Source organism: Limnothrix sp. FACHB-881 (genome assembly GCF_014698135.1).
Lineage (GTDB): Bacteria > Cyanobacteriota > Cyanobacteriia > CACIAM-69d > CACIAM-69d > CACIAM-69d.
On the sequence record NZ_JACJSN010000006.1, the window covers coordinates 22,829 to 42,315 of the forward strand.

Sequence of the window (19,487 nt, forward strand, 5' to 3'; positions counted from 1 at the left end):
AGGGGTGGGATTTTTCTGCCTCTTTTTTTGTGGTGTTTTTAGGAAGCGTTGCGGCTCAAAAGGTTGGTGTCCCAAAGGGGTTGTCTTCACCGGGGGGCAGGGCTTCGCGGGCTTCCAGGCCGCCGCGCACTCCTTCGACCACCACGTTAAAGGCGGCGGCGATGATCGCGCCGGGTAGGCCAGCGCTGGCCAGGGCGATGCCAACGGCGCTTTTGGCGAGTTCGGGGCCAGCGTTTTTGAAGGCGGCCCAGAGGGTTTGTTGCCATTCCAAATCTTGGATCGTGACTTGGGTTTGCAGTTTGGCGGTGGTGGTTTGTTCGTTGATTTTCAGTTGTTTCAGCAGGTCTTGGATTGTCTGTTGGGCGGCTTCAGGGCTTTGGGGAGCGTGGTAGTTGTTAACGGTTTTGTTGCCTGCTACGTTGTCGCCGCTGCCGTGGTGGTTTTGGGTGATGTTGGTGGTCATGGGTTGATTGTCGTTTCGGTTGTAGATGTTGATTGTGGTTGGTTGCGGGCTGAATGGGGAGGCGGATTGGCTTTGGTTGGGTTGCTCGAATCTCTCCATTTTGTCGAGGTTGTCGCGGGGTTGGGGTTCGGCGATGTCGTCGATGAGGCGGCGCACATCGACATCTTCATAGCTTTGGTCACATTCGACGGTGCGGCGGCCGTTGGCGAGGCGGCGTTGCAGACTTTCCCAGGAGTAGGTGTGGGGGGTTTGGCTGCCTTTGCATTGGCTGCAATTGCAGGGGATTAGGACTTCGGTGGTGAGGCGTTCATAGCTGCGGTTAATTTTGTCGAGTTCGTGCCCAACAATGGTGAGCAGTCGGCGTTTGTTGGAGCCAGAAACGCGGATGGTGATATCGGCTTCGTAGTAGCGATCGTCTTCAATGATTTCGGCGCGGGCGGGGCCGTTGGTGATTACCATGCCATGTTTCCAGACGCGGCAGTTGTGCTCGATTTGTTCATGGAGCGCCACGATCAGTTGGGGGAAAATGGCTTTGGGTTTGAAGGTATATCGATAGCTGAGGATCAGGTTGTCGGTGCTGTCCCAATCATAATCAAGGCGTTCTTTTTCGAGCAGTTGGGGGGCAATGTAGCGACCTTTGCAGCCGGGAATTTCATAGCAAAGGGCAAACTCTTTCATCAGTTGCAAGAGTTCGTCGCGCATTTGGGATTCGTCGCCTTTATCCCAAAGTTGTTCGAGGGTGTCGTCATTGAAGCGGCCAAAGTCGGCTCTGACTTCTTGGTTATCAAGAATTTTGTAGATCGTGCCGGTTGCCCATTCAGGTTTCAGGATCAGAATTCTTTTGAGAAATCGGACATCTTGAAAATGGAGGCAAATACCTAAGTCATGCAGAAATTGGCTGGCAGCTAGCATATCTGCTTCGGCGCTGAAGCCATTTCTGCGGCAGAGATCGAAATAGTCCCTGAGTTCTAAAACGTTGCGGCTTTGGGAATAGTTTTCAAGGACGGCGCGAATATCAGCCCAGTGAGCAGGAATGATTTGTTGAACGTGGTCGAGGCTGCTGAGATATTGCTGAACTTTGGCGCAGATGGTGTCTAGACCGCGATTGGTTTCTAGGTTGGTGCTGAGGGATTCTTTGAGGTTACTGAATTCGCCGCGTAGGGTGCGCTCATCGAGCTTGCATTGGCGATCTTGTTTTTCATTTTTGATGATCAGCAGGGGGCTGTTGTCGCCAAAGGTTTCTGCAACCTTTAGCCAGTAATAAAAATCAGTGTCATCTTTTCGTTCATCGGCAACCAGCAAATATAAGGAGCGCTTAGTTAGGAAAAATTGGTGGGTCGCGTGATAGATTTCTTGACCGCCAAAGTCCCAAATATTGACGCGCATCGGTGTGCCGTCTAGATGAGAAATTTCCCAGGGCAGCACATCAATCCCTTCGGTGGATTTTTCCTGGCTTTCGATTTGATAGCTTTCATCTTTTAGTTTTTTAGCAAGGCTGGTTTTGCCTGCGCCGCCTTCACCAATGATCAACAGCTTGGCTTCGTAAAGGGGTTTTGGATCACGTTGGCTGTTGAAATAAAAATCCAGAATTGGTTGTATGTCACCTGGTTCGTACCGATTTTTTTCACCCAAAATTTCTGGGGGAATACGAACCGGATTGCCGCGTAAATCCAGCTTTTTGAGCTTGGGCAATTCTCGAATGAAGTCTGGTAGCTGACTAAGTTGGTTATTGTTGAGGCGAAGCTCAGTCAGATTTTGCAGTTGAGCGAGCACCGCTGGTAACTCCCTCAGTTGGTTGGAGCTGAGGTAAAGCGTGGTCAGATTTTGCAGTTGAGTGAGCACTGCTGGTAACTCGCTCAGTTGGTTATCGCTGAGGTCAAGCGCTGTCAGATTTTTCAGCTCACCGAGCACCGCTGGGAACTCGCTCAGTTGGTTGTCGCTGAGGTCAAGCGCTGTCAGATTTTTCAGCTCACCGAGCACCGCTGGTAACTCCCTCAGTTGGTTCATGCTGAGGTCAAGCGCTGTCAGATTTTTCAGCTCACCGAGCACCGCTGGGAACTCCCTCAGTTGGTTGTCGATGAGGTTAAGCGATGTCAGATTTTTCAGCTCACCCAGCACTGCTGGTAAATCACTCAGTTGGTTGCTGTAGAGGTTAAGCGATGTCAGATTCTTCAGCTCACCGAGCACCGCTGGTAACTCGCTCAGTTGGTTGTCGCTGAGGTCAAGCGCTGTCAGATTTTTCAGCTCACCGAGCACCGCTGGGAACTCCCTCAGTTGGTTCATGCTGAGGTCAAGCGATGTCAGATTCTTCAGCTCACCGAGCACCGCTGGTAACTCGCTCAGTTGGTTCACGCTGAGGTTAAGCGATGTCAGATTTTTCAGCTCACCGAGCACCGCTGGAAACTCCCTCAGTTGGTTGTTGCAGAGGTTAAGCGATGTCAGATTTTTCAGCTCACCGAGCACCACTGGGAACTCCCTCAGTTGGTTGAAGCGGAGGTCAAGCGATGTCAGATTTTTCAGCTCACCGAGCACCACTGGGAACTCCCTCAGTTGGTTCATGCTGAGGTCAAGCGCTGTCAGATTTTTCAGCTCACCGAGCACCGCTGGGAACTCCCTCAGTTGGTTCATGCTGAGGTCAAGCGCTGTCAGATTTTTCAGCTCACCGAGCACCGCTGGGAACTCCCTCAGTTGGTTGTAGTGGAGGTCAAGCTCAGTCAAATTTTTCAGCTCACCGAGCGCCGCCGATAACTCCCTCAGTTGGTTGCCGACGAGGTCAAGCGATGTCAGATTTTTCAGCTCACCGAGCACCGTTGGTAACTCCCTCAGTTGGTTGCCGATGAGGTTAAGCGATGTCAGATTTTTCAGCTCACCGAGCACCGCCGGTAGCTCCCTCAGTTGGTTGTTGAAGAGGGAAAGCGATGTCAGATTTTTCAGTTGACCAATTTCGGGCGGCAGCGTTGTTAATTGATTGCCTTTCCATTGTCCAGTTTCTAGCTCAAACTTCCCTAAAATCAAAACCTGAAGCTGAGTCAGCTCACCAATTTCCGGGGGCAACTCCACCAAATCCAGCCCCGCCAGATCCAGCTCTGTCCAGCCCTCCGCCTTCGCCCGCTCCAGCAGCGCCAACAACTCCGCCTGCTCCATGCCACCGCCCCCTCACATCACCGCTCCAATTGTAGGAGCCTATCCCCAACATCCCGTAGGGTGCATGGGAGCACGGCCAAAGAGAAACGACGATTTCGTCTCATCTCCCATGCACCACAATCCGTCACGCACTTAACGACCATTTCTTGAAAGCATCTGATCGTGAGGGAGCGATCGCGCTGCGGTGCATGGGAGAACCCATCCAGCGTGTTTTAACCATTGGGCCGTCCTCCCATGCACCCTACGGTTTTTGTTTTGATCAGCGCTGATCGCCCATCACGACAAACCCACCCCAAAAATGCAAGACTGAATTGCCCAGCCGCCCGATCGCGATTGGAGTCTCAAACCATGCTGAAACGACCCATCCTCGATCCAAACCATCACCCAAGATCTGCAACAACGCTCAATCTTCAGTAATTTGCCAGAAATTACCAGCATCCTCGTGGGCATCCTCAAGCCGATCGAGGCAAGCTCCCACCAGTCCCCAGCCGAATCAGCCCCCCGATCGGGATGATGGCCATGGTTCTAGCGTCCCCAGATCCAATGCAAGAGCAGAATCAGCAGATACACCACCGCCAAAATCGCCAGACCATAAAACAGAATCGATCGCTCGTCCTTGGGGCTGGGTAGCGAGGGATCCGCCTCCACCGGACAAAACCGCACCAGACTCCGATTCACAAAAGCCTCGCCTAACACAGGATTGCTGAAATAGGCCAACAGTTGCTTACCCAACGTGGTTTCAATGCCCAGCCCATCGCGGGACACACCCACGCGGGAAATGCCCCCATAGGCAAAAGCAGCCAGCTCCCGCACCGGTTGCTGGCTCCAAAAAGCGGGCAGGGCGATCGCGCAAAGTCGGGTACTGGTCACCAGCAACACCGCCGGCCCGTCATCAATGCGCACGGAAACCACGTCAATGAGCTGTTCTTCCGGTGCGTTCAGGAAATACACCAAAAATTCCGCCAGCTTGGGAATTGCCCCCTGCATCGGGAAACCCAGTTGGCCCGTTTCCGCCAGCCAATCTTCATAGACCTTTTCTGGCTGAATTAGGTCGATCGCCTCTTCGGGGTTGGGATAGGTCGGCTCAGGATAAATCGGCGGGAGTTGGGGCGCGGGGGCTGGGTTGGGCGCGGGGGTCGGCGCAACAAACCCGGTATTCCCCGGATCGTAGGTGGCGCTGATCTCTGAGGGCGCGGGGGCCGGGCTGGGGGCGATCGTGTAGCTGGGCGAACCGGTCAGGCCCAGAGCGCTCAACGGGGGCGTGGCCAAGGACATGCCAGAGCCATCATTGGCCAGGTAGAGGGCATCGGTCCAGGTGGGTGCGCCGGCCCCGGCCGCCCAACCGGAGACCCGCACCACGCCCACGGGTTCGACCTTCAAGATGTTCATGCCCTTGCGAACAAAGGTCATCAGCGCCGGGCGATCGGGGGCGCGATCGGCCCCCAACAGATTCAAAATTAGGCAATTGCCATCAAGGCTCACTTCCACTGCAATCCCCGCCGTCTGTAACTTGCGGTTCATGAGGGTGGCGATCGCCTCTACATTGCCCTGCCGGGCGAGCAGTAACAATTCCGTCTGAGACATAGACCGGTGGTTCAATTGCCTGAAAGCCTGGAGGCTGCTCACCCAATCAACAGGGGCCCGGGGGGCTGCTGTTGGCCGGAAGCGCCATTTCTCGCAATCATACACCTGGTTTTCGGTGGCTCGCCCATGGTGGCTCGCCCATGGTGTCTTGCCGTGGGGGGGCGGCATCCTCAGGCGCGATCCCTTAGGCGCGGCCTCTCAGGCCCGGCCATAGTGGGCTAGGGGCTGACCGGTGCGATCGGCCCACAGTTGATCGCCCCAGGAAAAGTGCCACCACTCTTGGGCATGTTGGGCAAACCCGCCCGCGGCCATGGCCCGTCGCAATAGTTGGCGATGGGCGTGGAACTGCTGGTGTTGGGAATCGGTGGCTGGGGCGAAGTGGTCGGGAAATGAGCGATCGGAACATTCATCGATCGGGGATCCCATGTCCAGCACTTGCCCGGCCGCGTCGATCAGGGTCAGATCCAGAGCGGCTCCGGTGCTGTGGGGTGGCGGGGTGGCGGGGTGGTCGCTGGGGCTGGCCCAAAACTGGCTAACGCGCGATCGCAGGGCTTGGGTTTGGGGATGCTGGGGATTTTGCGCCAGGGCAACGGGATCCAACCCTTCCATGAGGGCCAATTCGGCAAAGGTGTAATCCACCATGAATTGCTGAACGACCAAGGGGCGATAGGCATCAAAGATGCCCAGTTGCCAGCCCGGTTGTTGCTGGGCTAACCATTGGGCGGCCTGCAACAGCCGATCGAGCACGCCCGATCGCACCCAAAAGGGCGATTGGTCACCATAGGGCGCACCCAACACCGCGTAGGGATGTGGATCCCAGAGCTGGAAGCGATCGGGCGGGATGGGCACTAGGGGTTCGCCACAGTCCGCGATCGGGATTTTTTGATAGGGCTTGAGGGCCATGGGGCTTATGGGTGCGGCGGTTGCGGAGCCTGAGGCTAGAGCTTGAGGGTAAAGCTTGAGGGTTCATCAACGGCGAACCCTAGGCGCGGCCCAATTCCTGCGATCGTTGCCAGGCCGCGCGTACCGCTTCGATGGTGGCGGAACGGAATCCAGCCTGCTCCAGGGCGGCCACCCCCGCGATCGTTGTGCCGCCGGGACTGGTGACCCGATCTTTCAAGATCGCCGGGTGTAGTTGGCTGTCTTGCAACAGTTGGGCGGTTCCCAAAACCGTTTGCAGGGCCAGGGTGCTGGCAGTGACTCGGGGCAACCCGGCCGCCACACCCCCATCGGTGAGCGCTTCCACAAACAAGGCCACAAAGGCCGGCCCTGACCCAGACAACCCGGTGACCGCATCCATCAAAGATTCCGGCACTTCCACCACTTGTCCGATCGCCCCAAAAATCTGGCGAGCCTGTTCCATGGCCGCCTGCTCGGCCAAAGAACCGGGGGCGATCGCCGTGACCCCTGCGCCCACGGTGGCCGGTGTGTTGGGCATGGCTCGCACCACCGGACAGCCACCGAAGGCCGCTTCCAGTTTGGCCAAGGTTGTGCCGGCCAAAATCGACAGGATCAGGGGCGATCGCGCGGGATCCCAAGCACCGGCCACCTGGGCCGCCACCGTGGCAAAAACTTGGGGCTTGATGGCCAAAAGAACGATTTGGGATTGGGCCAGGAGCGATCGATTGTCATCGGTGACCTGTACCCCATAGCGCTCGGCCAGGGTCGCTCGGCGCTCGGCCATGGGTTCACTGACGCAAATTTGCGCTCCAGGAATCACGTCCCGATCACACAACCGGGCCAAAATTGCCTCGGCCATCACGCCCCCGCCAATTACGCCCAACTGCCAAACCGCACCGGCCCCAGAATCCGTCATAAACCTTGTCTCGTGCTGAATTTTTCGATCCAATCGATGCGGATTGGATTGGTCAAGGGCAAAAATATAGGGCAATAGATTGACTACTGCCCTACAGTTTGGCCCGGTGTTCAAGGGCCCCTCGATCGTGATTGATCGTTGAAGATTGAGCCGTGATTAAACCGACTGAGCGGCGGCCTACTGAGCGGCGGCCTGTTGGAAGCGATCGGTTGCCCAAACGGGGGCTTGGCCAGGGCGAGCGGCAGCCTGGGCCGCAGCCTGAGCTTGGAACACTTCGCGCACCAAACCGCTGTGGGTGCTGACCTGCACACAACTGGGCGTGAACAGGAAAATGCTTTCGCCAATCCGCTCTTGGTGACCATCCAGGGCGTAGGTTCCGCCAGCGATGAAGTCCACGGAGCGTTGGGCCTGGTCGGGATCCATCATCGTCAGGTTCAACACCACCGACTTCCGCTCCCGCAGGGCCTGAATCGCTTGGGGCATTTCCTCAAACGAGCGCGGCTCCATCACCACCACTTCGGAAATTCCGTTTACCGCACCCGGCATACCAATCACGTTGCTCATAGAAGAAGTTGTTGGGGTTCCAGTTGTCGCGCGGGGGCTGGGCGGCACAATCGGCTCGGGCGATCGGGCCGCAGCCGGTGCCGGAAACCCACCGGCCAACGAAGCGGATGCATCAGCAACGGCGGCATAGCGACGGCTACGGCGGGCGTTGGCCTCATCCGTGGGAGCCGCAGCGGGCTGGGATTCCGCCGCTGGTTGCTGATACGAACCACGGTAGCCATTGTTATTGCTATCGTTTTCGTCGTAGTCGTAATCGTATTCCACTGGATCACCCAGACCCACAAAATCCCGAAGTTTCGTAAAAATAGCGTTCACCTCGTCCTCTCCACTTACTAACCACGTTGGGGGCTGGAGTACCGACGAGTTTCTAGGGGCTGATTGAACGCCGCCAAAACTCCGTCGGCTTGGTTGCCTAACATCCACTCCTCGATGAACCACCATTAACCACCATTTAAACCGCCATTGACCACAAGAGTTGCATCATTGCTTCCGGCGGGATTGATCGTCACCTTCAGCGTTTTTAGCGCTTGTTGTCTTGAAAATGGGGTTCCAGCGCGGGGCTGTTCAATGATTGTTGAATGGGTTGGGGTTTAGGTCGCCCCGATTTTATCAGACTGGACTAAAAGCCGCCTGCTGAAAGGTCTGAATTCTGAATCCAGACCCAAATTCCCCAATCAGCACCCCAATGAGCTATTCAAAAGGAGCCATATTATTGATTGGCCGCCCATTTTTTGGTCAACAGTCTACTCCAATTTTTTTGATTCCACCATGATCGGGTTGGCCGCTGAAGGATGGATGGTTGCCAAGGACGATCGGGCTGCGGAGGGGGAGCGATCGGGGTTGGCGGTTACCTATGGTCACCATTCACGAAGATCAGTGGTCGATCGGGTCAAAATTGGCCACTTTCAGGCAGATCTTGACAGATCTTGCTGAATGGTTGGGGAATTTTTTGTGCAATCTCCTCAATTCAATGGGTGAGGAATCTAGGCCCGATCGCCAAATAGGGTTCGTCCTAGGCGAATCATGGTGGCTCCCGCTTGCAGGGCGATCGGCCAATCGTTAGACATGCCCATCGATCGCTCCGTCATGGCCAAGCGTTGCCAAGGTTGGGCTTGGATTTGATCCGCCAGCGATCGGGCTTCGGCAAAAAAGTCCGCTAATTCCGCTTCGCTTAAGCCCAGGGGAGGAATTGCCATCAATCCTCGAATTTGCAGATGGGTTAACCGATCCAGCTCGGGCAAGGCCGCTTGCAGTTCACTCGGCGACCAACCGGCCTTGTTGGGGTCGGGCCGCAACTTCACTTGCAGACAAATTTGGGGTGGGCGATCGCGCTCGGCGGCCAAGCGATCGAGCCGTTGGGCCAACTCCAGTCGATCGACCGAATGAATCGACTCAAACAGTTCCAGGGCTTTTTTGGCCTTGTTGCTTTGCAGTTGGCCAATTAAGTGCCAGCGAATATCCGTCAGGTCACTGAGGGCGGCGCGTTTTTCTGCCGCTTCCTGCACGCGATTTTCCCCAAAGTCCCGAATCCCGCATTCATAGGCTTCTCGCACACATTCGGGGCCAAAGGTCTTGGAAACGGCCATGAATCGCACCGAGTCCGGCAAATGATCGCGCAAAAACTCGACCCGCTGGGACAAACGGGGCAGCATAGCCAAAGCCTGCACCCAATCCTGGGACATAGACGGCGCACTCATGGCAACAGGATGATTCGTAAGGCGATTTTACTGGAAGGTGCGCTGGTAGGCGGCCCGCACCGCTTGATATTCCTCCCGGTTGCCATTGCGCTGAAGCGCTCGCATTCTGACCTCGACCATGGTTCGGGCATCGCTGCGGGTAACCGGTTCAAACCGGAGGCCCGTCTCCGCGATCGACACCAAAAAGAACAGACGATGGGCGTATAGCGTCGTAAATAATTCGCGACTGTTTTCCAGCCGACAAATCATCAGCAATAACCCAAACGTGGGGTGATTTAGATAGGCTTCGAGGCTCATTCCAGCTCTAGTGGGGTAGGACAGCAAGCCGGCCACCCAGAGCGCTTGGCTCGGGATGGCCAAGGAAGTGCGATCGGGTTAGTTTATGGCGTGCAGATTGCCATCAAATCATGACGCAGCAAAACGTTCGTGTCGAACAGTTGCATCGAACAGTTAATAGTATCGGAATGCGATCGCCTTTCGCCGGGATAGCCTGTGAAATCTCTACGGGGTTTCTCCAATTTCCAGGGATTTTGCAAGGCGTTGCTAACGGGCGATCGGGATTTTGGGTCGAGATTCGATCGGGGTTTGACCCAAATTCAGCCCAATTCGGTTGAAATTCTTAATTCCGATCACTGCGCCGGGATCAGAAACCGGGGATCAATCAAACACAATCATTGCCTGGGTTTGCTGCTTTGTGGGGGCGATCGGCTCGATCGGCCCCCAGATCCGATTCTGGATGGTTTGGCTACCTAATGTTGAGCCGTGGGGCCGGGGCGAGAACCGTTTTCATGGTCAGGATCATCCCGGAACCCAAGATGCTGCGGTTTCAGGGAAATGTTACGGCGGGCTAACTTTCTCAGGATCCGTCGAATTCCACCCCAGATTTTCACCCCCAGAGACAACGCCCAATTCAATCTCTGATCCAATACCTAATCCAATATTCAACATTCAACATCCGATCCTGTGCGGGTTGCCTTGGGAGCTGGGCCCAAAGAGCCAGACCCCGATCCACAAACCAGAATGGCGGAAGCGGTGGCATAGTCCCGATCGTGGCTGAAACTGACTTGCCAATGGGCTTCGGGCCCAGCACTGGCAGCGACGGGATGGGTTTGGCAATGGAGGGCACAGCGGCGATCGAGGGCGGCCAGGGCCCGGCCATGCAAACAAACGCCCGGTTCGCCCGTGGCCCGGCGGGTAATTTCCACATCCTTGTAACCCACTCCATACCAGCCTGTGCCCAGGGCCTTGACCACGGCTTCTTTGGCGGCCCAACGACCCGCCAACCGGTTCACCACATCGGGCGTGAGGTGATTGTTCAGCAGAGTTTCGGGATTGAGGGTTTCCCAGGGGATCGATCGAGCCAGCGATCGCCAACAAGTTCGCTGTTCCTGGGGAGTATAGACCCGTTGCAGAAAGCGGCCCCCGAATCGATCGAGGGCTGCTCGGATGCGGGGGATATAAACCAAGTCAGTACCCAGATAAAACACGGCGACCTAATATCCAAAGTCCAAACCCGAAATCTAAACCCCAATCCCTGCCCCCTGCCTAGTCCGCAGAGCCAGCGGAGTTCAGCCGCTGCTGCCAGGCCCGATCGACCGCTTCCGGGTTCAGGGCTTCTTGCTCCGTCACGTCCATTTCTGTGGTGTAGGTCAAATCTCGATCGGTGATTTGGTTGCGGGCTTGGGTTAGTTGTTGTCGGGCAGCCAGCTTGTGAGCCAAGTCTGGATCGGGATGGGTCACCAAATCCGCCAGGGCACTGCGCTGCTGGTTGCGCCGCTCGATCACCCGATTGCGCCCCGAAATCACCCACCAGCGAACCGCCGGGATGCTCAAAAATGCGCCGCTGTAGCCCAATCCCAACAGGCAGGTAAAGCGCAAGAACCCATAGGCCTTGCCAAAGGTTGCCGCATCCCCCGCCGCAATCAGCCCCCCTAACACCAAGGACAACACCAACAGCACCACCCCGAGGGCGATCGCCCCGGCCCGTTGCCCCGAGCTGGCGCGACTGAAGTTATAGATACGCTCCGACTGGAATCGCGGCAGGGTTTCGGGCAGATCGGCCAAATCCTGCACGGTGGTTTGCAAGTCGGGGAACTGATAGATAATTTCGCCGCGATCGGTCACCTGGGGATGGCCATTAAACCGCACCAAAACTGGCAACATCCAATCTTCGTCCAGGTCTTGAGCCTTGGGCATTGCCCGATCGGGCAGTTCCAGATAGGGGGCCACCTGTTCCACCACCACCGCCCCTTGGTTTTGGCGAATCACTTGGGCAATCAGTTGCCAACGTTCCTTTTCCAAATACAAATTCGGGTTGCCATCCCCAAACAGAAAGGAATAGATCGCCTCTAAAAAGTTGAGATCGGGCTTTTCCCGTCGCCGTTGGTAAGCGTAGTTGTCGTAGTCGGGCCACCAGATCCAAATCCAATCGGACCAGCCATAGTAGCCGCCCCCGATCGGGAAACCAATATTCCAACTGCCCGAGCTGGAGCCAGACCCCCGCGAATCGCCGCCACCACCGCTATCACTATCGCTGTCCCGAGAACTGCTGAGGGCCACCAAAGCGACGACGATCGCCACCAGCACCGCCGCAATCAACAGCACCAGCACAATGCCAACGGACAGCCGAATCAGGTAAAACAGGACTTTCCAAATCTTGGCCCAGGTTTCCTGAAGTTGGAGTTGCCAGTACTTGTTGCGCAGGATGTCGCGAAAGTCGCGGGAAAAGACGTAAACCACGTCACCGGACTCGGCCACCTGCAGGTTACCGCCGGCCGAAGTCGCCAACACCATCAGTCCCCGTTCCGCCAGGTTTAAATCCAAACCTGCTTGGGCAGCCACATCGGCCACGGTGACACGGTAGTTCAGTTGCTCAACGGCTTCTAACAAGCCAGATTCGATCGCGGGCACAGCAGCCATAGGTCTATAAATCAGCCGCTCTGGGTCTTTTGCGGTTTTGCTCAGTGCTGTTCCCAGTATAGGGAAGCTGTCTGGGTTTGAGCTTGGGTTTGAGCCGATCCCAACCGGTTCGGGCCGTTGGGCTGAGCCTGAGATTGCTTAAGCAACCGATCGACGCATTGCCACCCACAGGTCTTGATATTGCCGTAGCGACTCGATCGGCAACGGTTGCAACAGTTCGCAGCGATCGAGCTGCTCAGGTGTCGGCAGCAACACATCCCGCTGAACGCTGGCTGTCATAGCCGTTCGATCGCCCTCCAGCCAAGGAGCCGGAGCCGCATCCAACCACCCGGCCAACCCTTGGGCAATGTCCGATCGCCAAGCAAGACTGGCCCACAGGGTCGCCAAATCCAGCGATTCCGGAGCCGCATGAACCGGCCGCACCCACAGATCCGCCCAAAGGGCCGTGCCCGACTGGGGAACCACCGCCCGCAAACTCCGTTGGCGAGCCAGGGCCGTCACCACCTCATGGGACCAACCCACGGCCACCCAAGCATCCCCCAACAGCAGCGGTTGCAAATAATCCTGAGTGGCATAGATCAGGGCCTGTTGATTGAGGGCCGCCAAAGCAGCGGTCAAGCCGGTTACGGACTGGGGTTGAGCTTCGTTATACGATCGCCCCAATCGCTTCAGAGCCAGACCAATCACCTCCCGAGGCCGATCGAGCAGCACCACCTTGCCCCGCAGCTCCGGCCGCCACAAGTCCGCCCAATCGCGCGGTTCCCATCCCAAGGCCGCAAACCGATCGGGCCGGTAAACCAACACCGTCGTTCCCCAACGGTAGGGGATTCCCCACAGGGATCCGGCGCGATCAGGCAATCCTTGGCGATTGAGTTGGATGACGGACTGCCAGCGATCGCCCAAAGTTACCCCCGCCGGGCGATCGGGCCAGGGTTGGATCCAACCGCGCCGCACTGCCCCCGCCAGCCATTCATGGCCCAGCAGTCCCGTTAACCCCACCGGCCCCGCCCCTGCCGGCCGCAAAAACGGAATCCACGATCGCCAATCACCTTGGCCAATGGTGGTTCCCGCCGGATCCCGTTGCCAGTCTTGCAACTGTTGCATCAACAATTCCGCCTGATCCAGCAAAGTCAGGTGAATGCCTCGGGTGGCTCCCTGCGCATTCGCCAGCCGCTGAAAGGCTTGGAGCAGTTGGGCAGGAACCGTATTTTCGATCGCCAGCACGGTCAAATCGTTGGGATTGCGCCGCCCACAGCCCCCCAGCAACAGGCCCGCCGCGATCGCCCCCGTGCCGAGCAACCACTGCCGCCGCCCCCACCGAGGCTCCAGATCCACCGCCATTCCGGGCGATCGATTCCCCTTCAACTCCGCCCTTGCCTCGGGATTTTGCAAAGCCATGGCCGCCTAGATTGCCTTAATTGATGCGAAATTGATGCGACTTGCGCGTCGCTTGTCCGTTAATGGCGCATTCATCGCGCATTCATTGCGCAGTGTTTTGCCAGGTCATTTTAGCGATCAACTCTCGATATTTGAAGTTTTATAAAGTTTTGACAAGTTTTTTGTGCATATTTTTCTAAAAGATCATTCTTTGGAAAAATGCGAAACACTTTCCAAAACAACAATATCCTGCACAATCTACCATGCGGATAATCGTTAAATGATTCAGCGATTGCTGAACTTTTGAGGATGGGTTATTTACGATAAAAACACAAGCCTCCGCCAGTGCAATCTAAAACCATGCGCTGACCTCCTATGGAACCATTGCAAGATCAAATTACACTCCTCAACCACAAGCTCGATGCGCTACATCAGTCGATTGAAACACTCTTGGGACGCTTAGCAAGTCGTGTTTCTTCCGAAGAGTCATCGTCCTTACATGAACCAATGGCTCAAATTCTTCAACGGGGTGCAGCCTTGGTTGATTCCCCCAGCCCTATCCTCCATTCCATGGCTGATCTGAATGCTGAATATAAAGATATTCTGATCGATGATAGCTATCGGGAACCGAGCGATCGCGCGGGCGATAAGGAACTCACGCCGGAAATTCAAGTGCAACGGTTAATGGCTCAATTAACTGCTGCCTACAATCGGATTGCCGACTTAGAGGAACAACTCCTTTCGCGACGGATCCATTAACTTGGATGCCTCCAAGCAACGAGTCGATCGACCCTTTGCCTTGGCCTCAATCCGATTGTAGGCAAGTCTGAAATTGGCAGTCATTCGCCGATGACGGTTCGGATTTGGGTCAACTTTATCATGCCTTTCTCATCTCCCAGAGGGGCAACTTTGAGACTACTGCTGTTAGTTTGTGATCAAAAACTTGATCAGATCCTTGAAGGTTTCTTGAAGGAATTTCTCTGAATTTTGTGGGATCAGCGGATCGCGTGGAAGTAATTCTGTTAGAGATCCCCAACCATTGCCCATGCTTTACGCATCAGGCCTCAGCAATTACAGAGCCTACCAGGGCTGATCGATCACGATCGGTGCGCAATATTCAATTCTGGAACCTGCAAGCTCAGTGGTTACTCCAGAATTCGTAATCACCCTCTGACTTCCTTAGCAAATCGGTGGGAAGACTTTACAAAGTATTATGTGGCTGCTTACCCTCTGGCTCAAAGGGGGGATGTGATGCCAATGGCCGGTTCAGGGGCGCTTTGGTTGCGATCGATCGCCCCCTGAAAGCCCTGAACAGCCCTGCAAAGTCCTGCAAAATTTTGAACAATCAGCGTTGCTGCTCAGTCCAAAATGATGGGACGGGATGATGGATCGGGGCGCACCGCTGTGCATCCCGATCCGGACTCTCGGACAGGATTTTGGGACAGAATTCTTGATCTAACTTGATTTGATTGGTTTTGGCTTAGTTGTTGGCTCAGTTGTCGGCCATTTGCACCACGGCCAAAAATTCTGCCAAATCGGGAGCCGATCGCCCCGCAATTTCCGCGTCACGCAACCACAGCAAAAATTCCACATTGCCCGCCGGGCCCGTAATGGGCGATCGCACCAGGCCGCCGTAGTGCCAACCGATCGCCTCGGCCCCTTGCCAAACCGTGGCGATCGCCTCAGCCCGATCGCGCGGATTGCGCACCACGCCGTTTTTGCCCAGGCGATCGCGCCCCACTTCAAACTGCGGCTTCACCAGCAAAATCACCTCGCGCGGCGGTTGCAACAGCGCCCACAGGGCCGGCAACACCTTCGTCAGGGAAATAAACGACACATCCGCCACACCCAAATCGGGCATCGGATCATCGGGCCCGTAAAGTTCCGCCGGGGTCAGGTGGCGCAGATTCGTGCGTTCGCGCAACACCACTCGCGGATCCTGGCGCAGGCTCCAGGCCACCTGCCCATAGCCCACATCCACGCCATAGACCTTGGCCGCACCCGCCTGTAACAGGCAATCGGTGAAGCCACCCGTGGAAATGCCGCCATCCAAGCAAACTCGGCCCGTGGGATCGATCGGGAAGGCCTCCAGGGCGTGGATCAACTTCTCACCACCCCGGGACACAAAGCGCGATCGGGCCGCCACTTCAATTTCGGCATCTTCGGCAATCAGGGTTCCGGGCTTGTCGATGCAGGTGCGATCGACCCGCACTTCGCCGGCCCGAATCCACCGTTGGGCCAACTGGCGCGACTCGCACAACCCGCGACTCACCAACAGCGCATCTAATCGTTGTTTGCCCGTTTTTGCCACCCAATCAACCGAAATTAAGGGATTTTTGCCAAGATCCTGGATTTGGGCGCACAGCGGTGCGCCCCTACCCAATATTTCCGGTCTGTAGGGGCGCACGGCAGTGCGCCCTCCGGTTCGATGCGCCCTCCGGTTCGATGCGCCCGATGCGCCCTCCGAGTCGATACGCCTACGCCTCGTTCAACACCGCGATCAGGGCCTCACCCATGGCCGTGCAACCCACCAGGGTCTTGCCTTCAGACATGATGTCACCCGTGCGGAAACCCCGATCGAGCACTTCATTCACAGCTTTTTCAATCCGGTCAGCGCCCTCCGGAAGATCCAACCCGTAGCGCAACATCATCGCCGCACTCAACACATGGGCCAACGGATTCGCCTTATCTTGGCCCGCAATGTCCGGCGCGGAACCATGCACCGGCTCAAACACACCCGGCTTGCCCGGTTCGCCCAAGCTGGCCGAGGGCAACATGCCGATACTGCCGGTCAACATCGCTGCCGCATCCGAAAGAATGTCGCCAAACAGGTTGCCCGTGACGATCGTATCGAACTGTTTCGGTGCGCGAACTAACTGCATGGCCGCATTGTCCACGTAGAGATGAGACAACTCCACATCGGGATAGTCCGCAGCCACGGCCGTCACCCGATCGCGCCACAGTTGCGACACTTCCAACACGTTCGACTTATCCACCGAGCAAAGCTTGCTGCCCCGACGCTTGGCGGTTTCAAAGGCCACACGGGCGATTCGATCGACCTCGCCTTCGGAGTAAACCATCGTGTTTACGCCGCGCTTTTCGCCGTTTTCGCCCTCAAAGATGCCGCGCGGTTGCCCAAAGTAAATGCCACCGGTCAGCTCGCGCACCACCATAATGTCCGTACCTTCGACGACTTCCCGCTTGAGGGTCGAGGCATCCACCAACTGGGGCAAAATCGTTGCCGGCCGCAGATTGGCAAACAGACCCAAACCGGCCCGCAGCCCCAGCAGGCCGCGCTCGGGCCGTTGGGCGTTGGGCAAGCTGTCCCACTTGTAGCCGCCGATCGCCGCCAATAACACCGAGTCACTGTTGCGGCAAATTTCCAGGGTGCTGGCGGGCAAGGGTTCGCCGGTTTGGTCGATCGCGCAGCCCCCGATCGGCGCTTCGGTGAACTCAAAGGTCACCCCAATCTTTTGGGCGACGGTTTCGAGCACCTGAACAGCAACGCGGGTAATTTCGGGGCCAATGCCATCACCGGGCAACAGCGCAATGCGATAGGTCTGGGTCACGGGTCGGTCAAATGTCGGGAGGGTTGAACGGATTTCATCATAGGACGGGAGGCGGCCCTTTCCATGGGAGATTTTCCTGACAACTTAGGGCATAGTCGTGAAGACAAATGATTGATGGTTATCAAGTAAAAGGTCTAAACCATGAATTCCAAAGTTGATATCACAGCCCAAAATTTTCAGACCGAGGTGGTGAGCAAATCCAGCGAGAAGCCGGTGGTTCTGTACTTTTCCTCGCCCACTTGCAGCGCCTGCCAACAGCTCAGCCCGGTTCTAGAAGAGATCGTTAAAAACTACGACGTGGTTTTGGCCAAGGTGAACACCCAACAGGAGGTGGGCTTGGTGCAACAGGCGGGGGTGCGATCGACCCCCGATGTGCGCTTGGTGCAAAGCGGCCGCGCAACGGATCAGTTTGTGGGTGCAGTGTCCGGCAACGAGGTACGCAGCTTCCTCACCCGCAACAGCGTGAACTTGTTGGCGGGGCCCAAATTTCTGGACTTGACCAACGACAGCGATAACCGCGTTATTCCCGTCAACAGTCTCAGTGAATATCCCAGTGGGGTGCGGGCCTTGGGGGGCAATGACACCGTGACTGGCTCCAGTGATGTGGATGTGCTGTTTGGCAATGCGGGCAATGACCTGTTGTTGGGCAACGATGCCAACGATGTGCTCAATGGCGGTGCTGATAATGATGTGCTGGATGGCGGCTTGGGCAATGATCTGCTGAGCGGCAACCGGGGCAACGATTCCCTGGTGGGCGGCGATGGCAATGACATCCTGCGGGGTGGTCGGGAGAACGACACGCTGTTGGGTGGGGATGGGGATGATGTGTTGTCCGGCGACTTTGGCACGGATGTGCTGACGGGGGGTGCGGGCCGAGATTTGTTTGTGCTGCGAGCTGAGGAAGCCGTGGCCGGAGCCGGGGTGCAAACGGTCGATCGAATTACGGATCTCAGCGTGAGCCAAGGAGATGTGGTGCTGTTGGCGGCAGATTTCGCCATTGCCGATGTGACGGTGACCGCTGGCAATGTGGACAACAGCGGAGCCGCCGATGCCATCATCAGCCGCACCTCCACTGGGGCCCTGTTGGGGGTGGTGCTGGATCAAACGCCGGATGTGGTGCGATCGGCCTTGCAGGTGATTCCGCCCTCTTCTCTCTAAACCGGCCCCGTTCGGGGGCTGGGGGCTGCTAGGCGATCGCCCTGGCAGCCCCTTTTGTTTGGGTTGGTCTGGATATCAGGCTGCCCCGGTTCCAAGGGAGGTTCCTAGAGCGGAGATGGCTAAAAACCAGTTACAAAACTGGACGCTGGATCGCCGCCACCGCCAACGAGAGGATCAGCCTTTCAGCGATCGGGCGATCGGCCAGCCTCCGTAGTTTCACGGCTGCCCCTCTCCGGATTTGCAACGCCCACGACAGTAAGAGTCATCAGGAGCGCGACGCAATCCAATCGCGACCCTGGCTGACCTTCACGACTCGCATCAGGGGCTTGAATCATGACCGCGCTTCAAACTTGCACCCGCATTGGCCAAAGCTTGACCCTCGTGGGCGTAATTCTGGGTTCGGCCGCCGTGATGCAACCGATCGATGGCCATTCGATCGATGCCGCGCTGGTGGCGGCCGTCGCGCCCCAAAGCGCCTCAGCCGCCCAGCCCACGCCTCCCGACAACGGTGGCCCCAGCCGCACTCAAGGTACGGGCACTCGCTAATCCTCCGGGGCGGGGGTTTCGGTTGGGGCCCTGCGTTAATGATTAAAATTTCAGTCTGAGCAAATTAATCAAAACTGGGACTGAAATTCGATGGCTATTAAGCTTTATGGCGGTGCGCGCAGCCGGGCCTCGATCGTGCAGTGGTATCTCGAAGAGTTGGGCCTAGACTACGAGTTCATTTTGCTGGATATGCAGGCCGGCGAACACCGCCAACCACCGCTGACGGAGATTAACCCCTTTGGCAAAGTGCCAGCCATTGAAGATGGCGACTTCAAATTGTGGGAATCCGGTGCGATTTTGCTCTACTTGGATGCGAAGTACGGCCCCGAAAAATCCACGGAGCAACGGGCAGTGGATCAACAATGGACGCTGTTTGCCAATTCCACCGTTGCCACCGGAATTTTTGTGGAAGCCAACCGCGATCGGGAAGCTCCGCGCTTGCTGGGCGGCATCAACGAGCTGTTAAGCCAGTCGTCCTATATCACGGGTGAAACTTTCGGGGTGGCAGATGTGGCCCTGGGGTCAATTTTGGCCTACATCCCCATGATGCTGAAGATGGATCTGTCGCCCTATCCAGCGCTGGGCGCTTACCTGAAACGACTGAGTGAGCGGCCGGCTTTCCACAAGGCGATCGGCTCGCGAGCTTAGAC

16 protein-coding genes are annotated in these 19,487 nt (G+C 56.8%); 4 read left to right on the forward strand and 12 right to left on the reverse strand.

The features are described 5' to 3' along the window. Window positions 1–55: 55 nt before the first annotated feature. The 10 genes from H6G52_RS07530 to H6G52_RS07575 form a co-directional block, all read right to left on the reverse strand. The gene (locus H6G52_RS07530; RefSeq protein ID WP_190527475.1) at window positions 56–3,607 is read right to left on the reverse strand and encodes a leucine-rich repeat domain-containing protein; all 3,552 of its coding nucleotides are present in this window, start codon (window positions 3,605–3,607) and stop codon (window positions 56–58) included. Between the two features lie 525 nt (window positions 3,608–4,132). Beyond that, complete coding sequence (locus tag H6G52_RS07535) at window positions 4,133–5,191, reverse strand: hypothetical protein (protein WP_190527477.1); 1,059 nt, start codon at window positions 5,189–5,191, stop codon at window positions 4,133–4,135. Between the two features lie 198 nt (window positions 5,192–5,389). Beyond that, entirely contained in the window at window positions 5,390–6,094 is a 705-nt protein-coding gene (locus tag H6G52_RS07540) for a M15 family metallopeptidase (RefSeq protein WP_190527479.1), read from the reverse strand. A gap of 79 nt (window positions 6,095–6,173) precedes the next feature. After that, window positions 6,174–7,007 (reverse strand): pyrroline-5-carboxylate reductase, encoded by an 834-nt coding sequence (proC, locus tag H6G52_RS07545; protein ID WP_190527481.1) that lies wholly within the window; start codon window positions 7,005–7,007, stop codon window positions 6,174–6,176. 177 nt (window positions 7,008–7,184) lie between these two features. Continuing rightward, on the reverse strand, window positions 7,185–7,886 hold the full coding sequence (locus H6G52_RS07550) for a cell division protein SepF (protein WP_099533630.1): 702 nt from the start codon (window positions 7,884–7,886) through the stop codon (window positions 7,185–7,187). 668 nt (window positions 7,887–8,554) lie between these two features. Continuing rightward, the gene (locus H6G52_RS07555; RefSeq protein ID WP_190527643.1) at window positions 8,555–9,223 is read right to left on the reverse strand and encodes a YggS family pyridoxal phosphate-dependent enzyme; all 669 of its coding nucleotides are present in this window, start codon (window positions 9,221–9,223) and stop codon (window positions 8,555–8,557) included. Window positions 9,224–9,295: 72 nt separating this feature from the next. Further along, window positions 9,296–9,565: a PipX family protein gene (locus H6G52_RS07560; protein WP_099533635.1), complete on the reverse strand. Its 270-nt coding sequence runs from the start codon at window positions 9,563–9,565 to the stop codon at window positions 9,296–9,298. A gap of 644 nt (window positions 9,566–10,209) precedes the next feature. After that, window positions 10,210–10,755, reverse strand: a complete 546-nt coding sequence (locus H6G52_RS07565; protein WP_190527483.1) for a 4'-phosphopantetheinyl transferase superfamily protein — start codon at window positions 10,753–10,755, stop codon at window positions 10,210–10,212. A gap of 58 nt (window positions 10,756–10,813) precedes the next feature. After that, entirely contained in the window at window positions 10,814–12,187 is a 1,374-nt protein-coding gene (locus tag H6G52_RS07570) for a hypothetical protein (protein ID WP_190527485.1), read from the reverse strand. A gap of 138 nt (window positions 12,188–12,325) precedes the next feature. Further along, the gene (locus H6G52_RS07575; protein ID WP_190527487.1) at window positions 12,326–13,585 is read right to left on the reverse strand and encodes an extracellular solute-binding protein; all 1,260 of its coding nucleotides are present in this window, start codon (window positions 13,583–13,585) and stop codon (window positions 12,326–12,328) included. A gap of 354 nt (window positions 13,586–13,939) precedes the next feature. Between H6G52_RS07575 and H6G52_RS07580 the strand changes: the two genes are divergently transcribed. After that, window positions 13,940–14,323 carry a hypothetical protein gene (locus H6G52_RS07580; RefSeq protein ID WP_099533624.1) on the forward strand — a complete coding sequence of 128 codons (384 nt, stop codon included), beginning with the start codon at window positions 13,940–13,942 and terminating at the stop codon, window positions 14,321–14,323. 733 nt (window positions 14,324–15,056) lie between these two features. Here the strand turns inward: H6G52_RS07580 and H6G52_RS07585 are convergent. Together H6G52_RS07585 and leuB are read right to left on the reverse strand one after the other, a co-directional pair. Continuing rightward, entirely contained in the window at window positions 15,057–15,875 is an 819-nt protein-coding gene (locus tag H6G52_RS07585; RefSeq protein WP_190527489.1) for a TlyA family rRNA (cytidine-2'-O)-methyltransferase, read from the reverse strand. Between the two features lie 166 nt (window positions 15,876–16,041). Then, on the reverse strand, window positions 16,042–17,133 hold the full coding sequence (leuB, locus tag H6G52_RS07590; protein WP_190527491.1) for a 3-isopropylmalate dehydrogenase: 1,092 nt from the start codon (window positions 17,131–17,133) through the stop codon (window positions 16,042–16,044). A 141-nt stretch (window positions 17,134–17,274) separates the two neighbouring features. Here leuB and H6G52_RS07595 point away from each other — a divergent pair, with 141 nt between their 5' ends. From H6G52_RS07595 to H6G52_RS07605, 3 genes are all read left to right on the forward strand, one after another. After that, window positions 17,275–18,291 (forward strand): thioredoxin domain-containing protein, encoded by a 1,017-nt coding sequence (locus tag H6G52_RS07595; protein ID WP_190527493.1) that lies wholly within the window; start codon window positions 17,275–17,277, stop codon window positions 18,289–18,291. Window positions 18,292–18,624: 333 nt separating this feature from the next. Beyond that, window positions 18,625–18,837, forward strand: a complete 213-nt coding sequence (locus H6G52_RS07600) for a hypothetical protein (RefSeq protein ID WP_099533621.1) — start codon at window positions 18,625–18,627, stop codon at window positions 18,835–18,837. A gap of 90 nt (window positions 18,838–18,927) precedes the next feature. After that, window positions 18,928–19,485 (forward strand): glutathione S-transferase family protein, encoded by a 558-nt coding sequence (locus tag H6G52_RS07605; RefSeq protein ID WP_099533620.1) that lies wholly within the window; start codon window positions 18,928–18,930, stop codon window positions 19,483–19,485. The last annotated feature ends 2 nt before the right edge of the window (window positions 19,486–19,487 follow it).

Bases quoted from the DNA above. Each gene is read 5' to 3' on its own strand.
- H6G52_RS07530 (WP_190527475.1), bottom strand. From the start codon at position 3,607: ATGGAGCAGGCGGAGTTGTTGGCGCTGCTGGAGCGGGCGAAGGCGGAG.
- H6G52_RS07535 (WP_190527477.1), bottom strand. From the start codon at position 5,191: ATGTCTCAGACGGAATTGTTACTGCTCGCCCGGCAGGGCAATGTAGAG.
- H6G52_RS07540 (WP_190527479.1), bottom strand. From the start codon at position 6,094: ATGGCCCTCAAGCCCTATCAAAAAATCCCGATCGCGGACTGTGGCGAA.
- proC (WP_190527481.1), bottom strand. From the start codon at position 7,007: ATGACGGATTCTGGGGCCGGTGCGGTTTGGCAGTTGGGCGTAATTGGC.
- H6G52_RS07555 (WP_190527643.1), bottom strand. From the start codon at position 9,223: ATGCTGCCCCGTTTGTCCCAGCGGGTCGAGTTTTTGCGCGATCATTTG.
- H6G52_RS07560 (WP_099533635.1), bottom strand. From the start codon at position 9,565: ATGAGCCTCGAAGCCTATCTAAATCACCCCACGTTTGGGTTATTGCTG.
- H6G52_RS07570 (WP_190527485.1), bottom strand. From the start codon at position 12,187: ATGGCTGCTGTGCCCGCGATCGAATCTGGCTTGTTAGAAGCCGTTGAG.
- H6G52_RS07575 (WP_190527487.1), bottom strand. From the start codon at position 13,585: ATGGCTTTGCAAAATCCCGAGGCAAGGGCGGAGTTGAAGGGGAATCGA.
- H6G52_RS07580 (WP_099533624.1), top strand. From the start codon at position 13,940: ATGGAACCATTGCAAGATCAAATTACACTCCTCAACCACAAGCTCGAT.
- H6G52_RS07595 (WP_190527493.1), top strand. From the start codon at position 17,275: ATGAATTCCAAAGTTGATATCACAGCCCAAAATTTTCAGACCGAGGTG.
- H6G52_RS07600 (WP_099533621.1), top strand. From the start codon at position 18,625: ATGACCGCGCTTCAAACTTGCACCCGCATTGGCCAAAGCTTGACCCTC.
- H6G52_RS07605 (WP_099533620.1), top strand. From the start codon at position 18,928: ATGGCTATTAAGCTTTATGGCGGTGCGCGCAGCCGGGCCTCGATCGTG.